Annotated in this window: 11 protein-coding genes; 6 read left to right on the forward strand and 5 right to left on the reverse strand. The window is 56.2% G+C overall.

Annotated features, from left to right (window positions below; translation table 11 throughout):
- The 3 genes from ACH2EH_RS16075 to ACH2EH_RS16085 all read left to right on the forward strand — a co-directional run.
- A partial coding sequence (locus ACH2EH_RS16075) for a sulfatase (RefSeq protein ID WP_395143113.1) occupies window positions 1-1,819 on the forward strand: 1,819 nt, incomplete at its 5' end.
- Window positions 1,816-3,855 carry an arylsulfatase gene (locus ACH2EH_RS16080; RefSeq protein ID WP_395143115.1) on the forward strand — a complete coding sequence of 680 codons (2,040 nt, stop codon included), beginning with the start codon at window positions 1,816-1,818 and terminating at the stop codon, window positions 3,853-3,855. The genes ACH2EH_RS16075 and ACH2EH_RS16080, both read left to right, overlap by 4 nt.
- Window positions 3,852-5,981 (forward strand): sulfatase-like hydrolase/transferase, encoded by a 2,130-nt coding sequence (locus ACH2EH_RS16085; protein ID WP_395143116.1) that lies wholly within the window; start codon window positions 3,852-3,854, stop codon window positions 5,979-5,981. The genes ACH2EH_RS16080 and ACH2EH_RS16085 overlap by 4 nt, the downstream gene beginning before the upstream one ends.
- A gap of 93 nt (window positions 5,982-6,074) precedes the next feature.
- Here ACH2EH_RS16085 and ACH2EH_RS16090 read toward each other — a convergent pair whose 3' ends face one another.
- Entirely contained in the window at window positions 6,075-6,848 is a 774-nt protein-coding gene (locus ACH2EH_RS16090) for a fasciclin domain-containing protein (protein ID WP_395143118.1), read from the reverse strand.
- 140 nt (window positions 6,849-6,988) lie between these two features.
- Window positions 6,989-7,672: a fasciclin domain-containing protein gene (locus tag ACH2EH_RS16095; protein ID WP_395143120.1), complete on the reverse strand. Its 684-nt coding sequence runs from the start codon at window positions 7,670-7,672 to the stop codon at window positions 6,989-6,991.
- A gap of 247 nt (window positions 7,673-7,919) precedes the next feature.
- Here ACH2EH_RS16095 and ACH2EH_RS16100 point away from each other — a divergent pair, with 247 nt between their 5' ends.
- From ACH2EH_RS16100 to ACH2EH_RS16110, 3 genes are read left to right on the forward strand one after another with little or no spacing between them, the layout of a single operon-like run.
- Window positions 7,920-8,312, forward strand: coding sequence for a hypothetical protein (locus ACH2EH_RS16100; protein WP_395143123.1), 393 nt, complete (start codon window positions 7,920-7,922; stop codon window positions 8,310-8,312).
- Between the two features lie 24 nt (window positions 8,313-8,336).
- Window positions 8,337-8,906, forward strand: a complete 570-nt coding sequence (locus ACH2EH_RS16105; protein ID WP_395143125.1) for a peroxiredoxin — start codon at window positions 8,337-8,339, stop codon at window positions 8,904-8,906.
- Complete coding sequence (locus ACH2EH_RS16110) at window positions 8,906-9,340, forward strand: TlpA family protein disulfide reductase (protein ID WP_395143127.1); 435 nt, start codon at window positions 8,906-8,908, stop codon at window positions 9,338-9,340. Before ACH2EH_RS16105 ends, ACH2EH_RS16110 begins: the two co-directional genes overlap by 1 nt.
- 37 nt (window positions 9,341-9,377) lie before the next feature.
- Here the strand turns inward: ACH2EH_RS16110 and fabF are convergent, their stop codons facing one another.
- The 3 genes from fabF to ACH2EH_RS16125 all read right to left on the reverse strand — a co-directional run.
- Window positions 9,378-10,616 (reverse strand): beta-ketoacyl-ACP synthase II, encoded by a 1,239-nt coding sequence (gene fabF / locus ACH2EH_RS16115; RefSeq protein ID WP_395143128.1) that lies wholly within the window; start codon window positions 10,614-10,616, stop codon window positions 9,378-9,380.
- 72 nt (window positions 10,617-10,688) lie between these two features.
- Complete coding sequence (gene acpP, locus ACH2EH_RS16120) at window positions 10,689-10,925, reverse strand: acyl carrier protein (RefSeq protein ID WP_309692678.1); 237 nt, start codon at window positions 10,923-10,925, stop codon at window positions 10,689-10,691.
- Between the two features lie 34 nt (window positions 10,926-10,959).
- The coding region (locus tag ACH2EH_RS16125; protein ID WP_395143130.1) for an SDR family oxidoreductase at window positions 10,960-11,070 on the reverse strand (111 nt) is incomplete at its 5' end.

Here is an 11,070-nt window from a genome sequence, read left to right on the forward strand (position 1 = left end):
TCAGGCACTGCCACCTCCCCGCCCTAATATCGTCTTTATCCTCTCCGATGACCTAGGGTGGGCGGACACGGAGCTCTATGGCAAGACGAAGCTCTACAAAACGCCGAACTTGTTGCGGCTTGCTAAGCGTGGGATGGTTTTCTCGCGTGCGTACTCAGCCAGTCCGCTGTGCTCCCCAACACGGGCGAGCATCTTGACGGGACAGAGCCCGGCCCGGATTGGGATCACCGCGCCCAACTGCCATCTGCCCGAAGTGAAACTCGCCGCGTCGGTACAGAAAAATGCACCTACTACGGCAAAGGCACTTCAGTGCGAGAGCGCGACGCGATTAAACACCAGCTATGTGACTCTGGCGGAGACGCTGCAATCAGCGGGCTACGCGACGGCGCACTTTGGCAAGTGGCATCTGGGCGCGGCACCCTACTCGCCGCTGGAGCAGGGCTTTGATATTGACCTGCCACACACACCCGGCCCCGGCCCGGCGGGGAGCTTTGTCGCGCCGTGGAAGTTTCCGAATTTCAAAGAGCGCACGCCTGCGGAGCATATCGAGGACCGAATGAGCGACGAGGCCGTGGCGTGGATGACGAAAAACAAAGACAAGCCGTTCTTTCTCAATTACTGGCAGTTCTCGGTGCACGCGCCCTTTGATGCTAAAAAATCCCTGATCGAGAAGTACAAAGGGCGGGTGGACCCGAAAGACCCCCAGCATAGCCCGACCTACGCCGCAATGGTAGAGTCCATGGATGACAGTGTGGGCAAACTCTTAGACGCGCTGGATCGCTTGGGGATTGCGGATAAAACGGCGATTGTCTTTCTCGCGGACAACGGCGGCAATATGTACAACATGGTAGACGGCACCACGCCCACCAGCAACGCGCCGCTTCGGGGCGGCAAAGCGACGGTCTACGAGGGCGGGATTCGCGTCCCGTGCGTCGTGAGCTGGCCCAAAGTGACCAAGCCGGGCTCACGCAACAACGAGGCCATTATCCAGAGCACGGATTTTTACCCGACGATTCTGGAGCTGCTCAAGCTCAAGCCGGAGAGCAATCAGATTTTTGATGGGCGTAGCATCGCAAGTGCGCTTCTGGGAAAGCCACTCACCCCTAAACCCATCTTTACCTACTTTCCGCATAGCCCCAAAGTCCCGGATAGTCTGCCGCCTGCCGTCACCGTCCACTCCGGCGACTGGAAACTAATTCGCCTGTTTCACCAGGGCGAGAAGGGCGCGCATGCCTACCAGCTCTACAACCTCAAGGACGATCTGAGCGAGGCGCATGATCTTGCCGCAAGCCAGCCCGAGCGCGTGAAGCACCTTGATGCGCTGATTGAGGGATTTCTCAAAGACACGAAAGCTATTGTGCCACTACCCAATCCCGCTTACGATGCAAAAGCAAGACCCACCACGCAAGCAACGCCCATCGCTGATCCGCTGGAGGGCCGGAAGGCACGTGGCTGCGAGGCGACGGTTGAAAATGGCATCGTGACCATCACGGGAGCCGGTCCCACGCCGTTCCTGGGGTTCGCCGCCTGGAAGCTAGGCGGCCCGACCGTTGTCTCGCTACGGGTTCGGAGCATCGTGGGCGGCGCAGGCAAAGTCGAGTGGCTTCCCACGCCACAGGACACGGACAAGGCAAAGTCCGTCGCGTTTACCCTCAAAGCCAGCGCGGAGTGGCAGGAGGTGACCGTCGCGCTTCCCGCCGAAGGGGCTCTGGGCATCCTGCGGCTCTATCTGCCAGCACAAAAAGAATCTCTTATGCTAGACTGGATTGAGATCAAACCCACTCAGGGGAAACCACAACGCTGGAGCTTTGACAAATGAAACACGCAATACTCTCGCTCGCCGTGCTCATGGCCGCTCTTTTCTTTCCTTGCCCAGCAAGGGCTAGGGGAGAGGCAAAACCCAATATCATTGTCATTCTGGTGGATGACATGGGGTTTGCTGATCTTGGCTGCTACGGCTCGGAGATTCCGACGCCCAACCTAGATGCGCTGGCTAAGAACGGGGTGCGCTTTCGGCAGTTCTACAACACCGGGCGCTGCTGCCCCACACGTGCGGCGCTACTCACGGGCCTCTACTCGCACCAGGCGGGAGTTGGGCACATGACCGACGACAAGGGGTTGCCCGGCTACTCGGGCCGCCTCAATGACCAGTGCGTCACGATGGCGGAGGTACTCAAGCCCGCCGGGTACTTCACGGCCATGACGGGTAAGTGGCATGTCGGTCAGAACCTTGGAGTCGTGCCCTGGGAGCGTGGTTTTGAGCGCTCGCTCAATGCCGCGGCTGGAGGTTTCTACCAGCCCGGTGATGAGAAAGCGAAGCTCTTTCTCAACGGCCAGGCGAACCCTGTGTTGCCTATGAACTGGTACTCGACGGATCTCTGGACGCAGTACGGGATTAAGTTTGTGGATGATGCCCGTGCCGCCAAAAAGCCCTTTTTTCTCTACTTAGCACACAATGCGCCGCATTTTCCGCTGCAAGCGCCCGCTGAGGACATCGCAAAGTTTCGAGGAAAGTACAAAGCGGGCTGGGATAGATTGCGCGAGGAGCGTCTCGCACGCCAGAAGCAGCTTGGATTAGCCAACAACGACTGGACACTCTCGCCGCGCCCCGATGCCATCAAAGCCTGGGAGAGTTTGACCGAGACGGAAAAAGACCGCTTCGACCACATGATGGCAACCTATGCGGCGTGTGTCTGGCACATGGACAAGGCCATTGGGACACTGGTCTCCGCACTCAAAGAGCGCGGGGAGCTGGACAACACCCTCATTCTCTTTATGAGCGATAACGGAGGCAATGCGGAGGGTGGCCCCAATGGCACAACAAAAGGTGAGCCAACCCAGCCGGACTCGAACTGGTTTTCGGGGCAGTCTTGGGCATGGCTCCAGAACACTCCATTTCGGGAGTACAAGCACTACACCCACGAGGGAGGGATCTCGACCCCGCTTATCGCACACTGGCCAAAAGGCATTCCTGCAAGTCGCAACGGAGCTTGGGAGTCGCAGCCGGGGCACTTGGTAGATATCATGGCGACGGTGGTAGATGTGGGCGGCGCGAGCTACCCGAGTGGGAAGATCAAGCCCAAGGAGGGGGTTAGCCTGCGCCCTGCGTTTGCTGGCAAGCCGCTCGCACGCACGCAGCCACTTTTCTGGGAGCATGAGGGGAACCGGGCCGTGCGTGAAGGCCGCTGGAAACTTGTCGCCAAAGAGAACCAGCCCTGGGAGCTCTACGATATCGAGACAGACCGTAGCGAACTGAAAAATCTGGCGACAAAAGACTCCGCAAAAGTCGCCACACTCGCGGCAAAATGGGACACTTGGGCGGCACGCGCAAATGTGCTTCCGCTCGGTGGCTGGCGCGGTAAGAAAGCACCGGAAGACAAGGCTTCAACCAAGACACGCTTCACTCTGAAGGCGGGCGATCATCTGGACAAGGCCGACGCGCCTGCCATCGCGAACCGGGCGTTTAAGATCACGGTAAGCTTCGACACGAAAAAGGCAACCGACGGCGTACTTATCGCGCAGGGGGGAGCATCGCAGGGCTACGCGCTCCTGCTCGAAGACGGCAAGCTCGTCTTTGCCTTCCGCACTAAAATGGGTCTGGCACGCGTTGCCACAATGGAGCCAACTACCGGGGCGCATGTGGCCGTCGTGCATGTGGATGCGAAAGGCAAACTGAGCCTACAGCTCGATGGCAAGCTTGTTGGCGAGGCCGCTGGAAACGGCCCGATGAGCATTATTCCTGTGGATGGACTGGATGTTGGAACCGATGCAGGAGGGAAAGTGCTCACCTACAAAAAGACAGAGACATTCGACGGTACGATAACGTCCGTGGTGATCGAACTGGAGAAAAAGTGAAACCCAATATTATCTTTGTCCTTGCCGATGACTTGGGCTACGGTGAGCTAGGTTGCTTTGGGCAGAAGCTCATCCCAACGCCACACCTGGATAAAATGGCTGCGGAGGGCATGAAGCTAACGCAGTTCTATGCGGGAGCCCCGGTCTGTGCACCGTCGCGCTCGGTCTTGATGACGGGCCTGCACACGGGGCACACCCGTGTGCGCGGCAACGCGGGGCCCAACAATCCGGCAGCACAAATGATCCGAAAGAGCGACCCCACCGTGACCGAGGCACTGAAGTCCGTCGGCTACGTAACCGCGCTGATCGGAAAGTGGGGGCTTGCCAACGAGGGCGAGGAGGGAGTTCCGACCAACAAAGGCTTTGATTATTTCTATGGCTATTTGAACCAGGCACACGCCCACAATCCGTACCCTCCGTTTCTGTTGCGTGGTGAGAAGCGGGTTGCGCTTCGCAATACCAAGCACCCCGAGTGCCCTGAAGCGCAGTGGAAGAATGGCACGGGTTGGGCAGGGGAGAAACGCGATTTTGCTCCGGATCTCATGGCCGACGAGGCGCTGAAGTGGGTCGAGAGAAACCATAAGAAGCCGTTCTTTCTCTACTGGTCGCTCATCACGCCCCATGCCAACAACGAGGGCACTAGGGGAACGGGGAACGGGCAGGAAGTCCCCGAGCTAGGTGCGTTTGGCAGCAAGCCCTGGCCCGAGCCTGACAAGGCCCACGCGGCGACCATTGCCCGCCTCGATGCGGACATGGGGCGGCTCTTTGCCTTGCTCAAGCGGCTCAAGATAGATAACAATACTCTCGTGATCTTTACCAGCGACAATGGGCACCACAAAGAAGGGGCAAACGACCCCGAACTCTTCGATGCCAACGGCCCGCTACGTGGCCTCAAGCGCGATCTCTACGAGGGCGGGATTCGTGTCCCGACCGTGGTGCGCTGGCCAGGGGAAATAGTGCAGGGCACGACCAGCGAGCATGTTGGCTACTTCGCCGATATCTTCCCAACACTGACTGAGATCACGGGTGCTGCGCCACCACCTAGAACCGATGGTCTGAGCCTCCTGCCGACACTGCTAGGCAAGGCAGGGATGCAGAAACAGCATACGACGCTCTACTGGGAGTTCCATGAGGGCGGCTTTTCGCAGGCCGTGATTATAGACCAGCGCTGGAAAGCCATTCGGAAAAAACGCCTGGATGCGCCTATCGAACTCTATGATCTTCAGAGTGATCTTGGCGAGGAGAAAAATATCGCTGCCGGACTCTCTGATCTGGTAAATCGTGCAGCGGGTCTCTTCAAGAGTGAGCGGACGGATCTCGCGGAGTGGCCCATCGTAGCGAGTAGCTCCGCCTCTGCAATGAGCTCCGTGACTGCGCCTCCCGTCGCACTGAAGATTCCGCCGTTCTACAAGAAATTTATTAGCGCCAACGGCTACCCCATCGTAGCATCGGAGCGAGTGAGCGACTACGCTCTGAAAGAAGCCGCCTATCTGGTGAATCTCTTGCTCGCCCGTCGCCCGGATGTGCGTGACGCCATGATCGCAAGCGGCTCCCGAATGTGCATCTTAGCCTACAACGAGTTCACAACGGATCAGCCGGAGTTTACCTGGCTCACGCCCAAAGACTACTGGGACAGGCGGGCACGCGGCTTGGGAGGAAGCGAGACCGATCCCTTCTGCTCTTGCGGCGAGGAGAACTTGCTGGGCTATCCTGGCGATCCGTATGCTAGCGAGAACATTCTGATTCACGAGTTCGCCCATAACATTCACCTGCGTGGCATGGTGCGCGTGGACAAGACTTTTGATAAATGTGTGAAGGCGAGCTACGATAGAGCCATGGCAGCGGGGCTTTGGAAAAGTAAGTACGCCGCGACCAACCACCATGAGTATTTTGCGGAGGGGGTGCAGTCCTGGTTTGATAACAACCGCGAGCCCGACCACGACCACAACCATGTCAACACTCGCGTTGAGCTGATAGAGTACGATCCAGGGCTCGCCAGCCTCTGCCGGGAGGTCTTTGGGGAGACGGAGCTGAAGTACACGAAGCCTGCAACGCGGCTCACAGGGCACTTGGCGGGCTACGATCCCATAAAATCCCCGAAATTTGTGTGGCGAGAGCCGAAGTAGTTCTTCCCCTCGCCGAGCTTCAAAAAATGAAAAGAGCTTCTTCTTGCCTTTGAACCGGTGAGAAGAAGCTCTTGCTAAGCGTTAGTTTATACTTTACTGCTCTTCTATGGGGGCCTCAATGGGATGGATCCAACCATTGCTGGCCGCGATATCGTTCTGAGCAACGAGGATATTACTGATCATAAGAGTGCCATTTTTATTGCTAATCGTCAGCTTGTCTCCTAGCAAGTTCTCGACGGTTGCGCCGTCTTTCATTTCTAGAAGATCGCTTATTTTATAGCGTCCCTTGACTGTGTGGCGTTTAATCAGACTAATCAGAGATGGCTTGTTTTCAGGAGCATGAAGTTTGATAAGTGCAGCACTATCGAGTGTTAAACAAGAGTTTGTTGGCGCCAGAAATGTGTAAGGGCCACCTTCCCGGAGCTCTGTGACAAGCTCTGCATCGTCAACCAGTTTGACCGTTTCCACGAAATCACTGGGCATGCTCTTGAGCACATCGTAGATAGGTTTGTTAGCAGCTCCTGCCAGAAGGGTACTATTTAAGTTGTTTCCTGCACCGCCTGCGGCACCCGCTGCGCCACCAAGTGTGCTGATCGCACGAGAATCTAGGATCGTGGAGTAGGCCCCGAAGCCGAGCAAACCGAGAGCTATTCCCGTAATTGCATTGCGGTTGGTCAGCCCTCTGATCCCTAGAAAAGAGCCACTATTATCGGTATTACCGGTGAGGTAACCATCGGCAGGCTGCACGGAACCCGGGGGGCGAACCGAGCCAAGGGCCGTCTGGCCACGCATAGGGATCTGACTGGCAACGAACCCGGTGAGGGTAAGGGCTGCAGCGACACGAAGAGCCCGTTTTTGATACTTCATTTCCTTCTCCCGAAAAGACTGGAGGAGCATTCAGCTCCCACTGTGCATCTTCGGAAAAAGATAATGCAAATTTCAGGCCATAAAATAAAAAACCGGTAATTTTTACATCACCGGTTTATTTGTCAGGGCAAAGTGCCAGTCTACTCGTCTTTGGCGACCACACCGTTGGTTGCTATAACCCAGCCGTTGCTTGCAGCAGTCTCAGTCCCAATAATCTCGACACCGTTAGCCGTGAGCTTACCACCCTCCGACTTCAGAACGATACTACCACCGCTGAGAGTCGGGAGAACCTTCCCCTGTCCGGCAGCGTCGTTGAGTCGCTGGATATTGTACTTACCTGCGACAGTGAGTGATGCAAGGAAGGTTTTTGCTTGTGCACTGTTGGCGGCTGCCTGAAGCGCACTGACTCCGCTAGCACCCAGCGCTTTCGTTAGAGCTTCATTTGTCGGCCAGAACACCGTAATGTCTTCGGAACGATACGAGTCCTGCGAACCAGAGTTGTTAAGGATTTTCGCGATCTCTGAGAACTCATCTTTGCTGTTAGTGATCTCAGCGATAGATGCTGTTCCGGGAGCAATGGCTCCTTTAATCGTACCACTCCCTGCGGATTTACCTGCATTAACGATAGCACTATAGGCGGCTCCTACGAGAACGGCACCTGCGGCCACCCCCCCAGCACCCTTAAAGGCCAGAAGGCCACCCCCATTGTCCTTGTAGCCATCTTGTGCCAAGCTGACGGAAGGACGTGCTGGGATTTGTAATGCCACTATCCCAACAATTGCAAACGCTGCTGCCATACGAATAAAGCGATTCTTTAACTTCATGCTTTGCTCCTGAAACCAATCTCCCTGATCGAAGGGATCTTTCAAAATAGACTCCAGAGGGAGACGAGTACCTCTGTGGGAAAAATCATTCGTGAGAGTGATTTTTTGTGACGATCACTCCCATGCATAATCAGTATACCCCGATTTATTGCATTTGACCCCTCTCAGAAAAAAAAGTAGAAGCTTGCAGAAAGTGTGCCAGGAGAAGATTTGTGAGCAACTCTTTCTGCGGGGGTATTATATTCTTATGCCTGACCGAATTTTGACGGCGCAGATTGTGGGGGTGGATCCGGAAACCCTTGAAGTCAGCGATGTTTTTCCGGGAGCCTATGGTTTCTATATACGTCTCTCACGCGACCCTGGGGCCGAGTGGGCCGCTGAGTTTGAGGGAATCTATAAAATGGCACCCCGGGCGGCACGGCCACCCGTTGTCTTTCGGGGAGACACGCTTTGTGTTTATTTCTTGCCTGCCTATATCCAGGAACTCACGGAGTACATTGCCTTTCTCACTGATATTGTCACCCATACCAATCAGGCGGTTGAACGTCGTAATGCTGTCCTGCCTGATGACAATGCCCAACGCGAGACATTCCGTGAGCTGCTGCGCCAGCTTGCTCGCACTTATCAGCAGACACGATAAAATAGCCTTGGAGGAACCCCGCGAATGCTTTTCTTTATTCCGATTCTCCTGTTAACCCAGGAAATCTCTGTCAAACCCGTGGTACAAGGCGATCCACAGCCCCCTGTGGCCGCTAAGCCTGCCGAGCCCGCTCTGGAGCTTGTTGGCAAGAAGGCCCCTGATTTCACGCTACCCGACCAGAACGATAAGTCGGTCGCGCTCAAAGATGCCAAGAAGGCAAAGAAGTGGGTGGTACTGGCGTTTTATCCCTCAGACATGACCGGTGGCTGAACGATTCAGAACAAGTCTTACTCGGCGAGTAAGGACGAATTTGCAAAACTGAACGCGGTTGCCTACACCCTCTCGACTCAGGATACCAAGAGTAAACAGGCTTTTTGCCAGCGCGATAGTCTGACCCATACGCTGCTCTCCGATGTTGGTGCGAAAGTGGCTGAGGCTTACGGAGTGAAACTTGCCAATGGTATGGCAAAACGCGTGACTTTCTATATAGATCCCAAGGGGAAGATTGTTGCGGTGGACTCCCCAACCAAAGTACAGAATGCGGGAGCGAATGCGCTGGCAATGCTCAAGAAACTTCAGGAGGCCAAACCCTAATGCCTGATCCTGCTCCGATTGATCCGACGGTTCTGAAGGCGGTTGTCGCAAAAAACAAAGGCAAAGTGGTGGTCGTCAACTTCTGGGCCTCATGGTGTGTTCCGTGCAAGCAGGAGTTTCCCGATCTCGTGGCCGCTGTGAAGGCCTCGGGGGCGACTTTGATCACGATTGCCTGCGACTCGCCCCAAGACGCCGTGACTAAGTCTGCAAAGTTCTTGGCGACTCAGGGGGTGACATCAAATGCCTTCTTCAACAAGGCCAACACGGATATTGCGGCCTTTCTGAAGTGGCTGGAGCCCAAGGCCCCACCCGCGTCCCCAATTCCACGGACGTATCTCTTCAGCGCATCGGGTAAGCTCGTCAAGGCAATGGCGGGCAAGCACAGTGCGGCAGCTTTCACCAAAGAGATCAACGCCGCCAAAATGGCAAAATAGAAAGACGCCCCGGTTTATCGGGGCGAAATTCAGAAATTTAAGCTTTCTTAAAAACTAAGACGGCATTATGGCCGCCAAAGCCGAAGTTGTTACAGACCGCGACATCCACGTTCATCTTGCGGGCGACATCGGGGACGCAGTCCACTACGCAGTCAGGGTCTGGGGTCTCGTAGTTGATGGTCGGGGGCACGATGCCTTCGGCAATAGAGAGTACGGTCGCTGCGGCTTCGATCCCTCCCGCGCCGCCCAGTAAGTGCCCCGTCATAGACTTGGTGGCACAGACGGCAAGGCTATCAAAGTGATCTCCAAACACCGAGCGCAGTGCGGCAACTTCTGCCTTGTCTCCGAGCGGTGTCGAAGTGGCATGGGCATTGACATGCTGAACTTGCTCAGGTTCAAGGCCTGCGTTCTTAAGGGCATAGCTCAGGGCACGCGCAACGCCGTTGCCATCGGGCGGGGGAGAGCTCATGTGATACGCATCCGCGGTCATGCCATAGCCCGCGAGCTCGGCGTAGATGTGCGCTCCGCGTGCTTCGGCGTGCTCAAGCGTTTCGAGAATCAGAATCCCTGCGCCCTCACCGATCACAAAGCCCGAACGATTCGCATCAAAGGGCCGCGATGCCGCCGTGGGATTGTCGTTGAAGTTCGAGGCCATGGCCTTCATATTGGAGAAACCCGCGATAGAGACCGGCACGACGCCTGCCTCTGCGCCACCCGAGATCATCACATCAGCTGCACCCCGTCGGAGAATTTCCAGGCTATCTCCCAGCGCATGCGCACTGGATGCGCAGGCGGTTGTGGTACAGGAGTTAGGGCCCTTTGCGCCCGTGAGGATCGAAACGTGCCCCGAGGCCATATTGCCGATCATCATGGGCACGAGAAACGGGGAGACGCGGCTAGGGCCTTTCTCGACCAGAATCCGCACCTGGTCTTCTAAAGTCTGCAAGCCACCGATACCTGAGCCAATCACCACGCCCACGCGCTCGGCGTTTTGCTCGGTGACGCTCAGGCCCGCGTCTTCCAGCGCCAGCAGCGACGCGGCGACGGCAAACTGGACAAAGCGGTCCATCCGCTTGGCCTCTTTGCGATCCATGTAGGCAGTGGGGTCAAAGCCTTTCACCTCGGCGGCGATCTTGACATCGAAGCGCTCTGAATCAAAGAGCGTGATCGGCCCGACTCCACAGACACCCGCAGTCAGGTTTTTCCAGTAGGCATCTTTCCCGATGCCCAGTGGCGTGACCGCCCCGATTCCCGTTACGACAATGCGCTTATTCACGTTGATTTGGATACCATAAAAAACAAACGGCGGCATAGGACCTTCGTCCCATACCGCCGCTTTACCGGGTAATTAACCCTTGGTTTTCTCTTCGATGTAGTCAATCGCCTGCTGGACATTGGTGATTTTCTCAGCGGACTCATCAGGGATCTCGATGTCGAACTCCTCTTCGAGGCCCATGACGAGCTCCACAACGTCTAGGGAGTCAGCCCCCAGATCATCCACAAAAGAGGCTTCAGGAGTGACTTCTTTCTCGTCAACTTCCAACTGCTCCACAACAACCTTCTTCACACGCTCAAACGTAGACATTTCCTTATGCTCCTAAAATATAAAGCCTGGGGCTCTAGACAGTCAAACCACCATCCACTGTGAGTGTTTGCCCCGTGATATACGACGCTGCATCCGACGCCAGAAACGCCACTGCTGCGCCCACGTCCTCTACTGACCCGAACCG

The organism is Armatimonas sp. (genome assembly GCF_043760365.1).
In the GTDB taxonomy this organism is placed as follows: Bacteria; Armatimonadota; Armatimonadia; order Armatimonadales; family Armatimonadaceae; genus Armatimonas.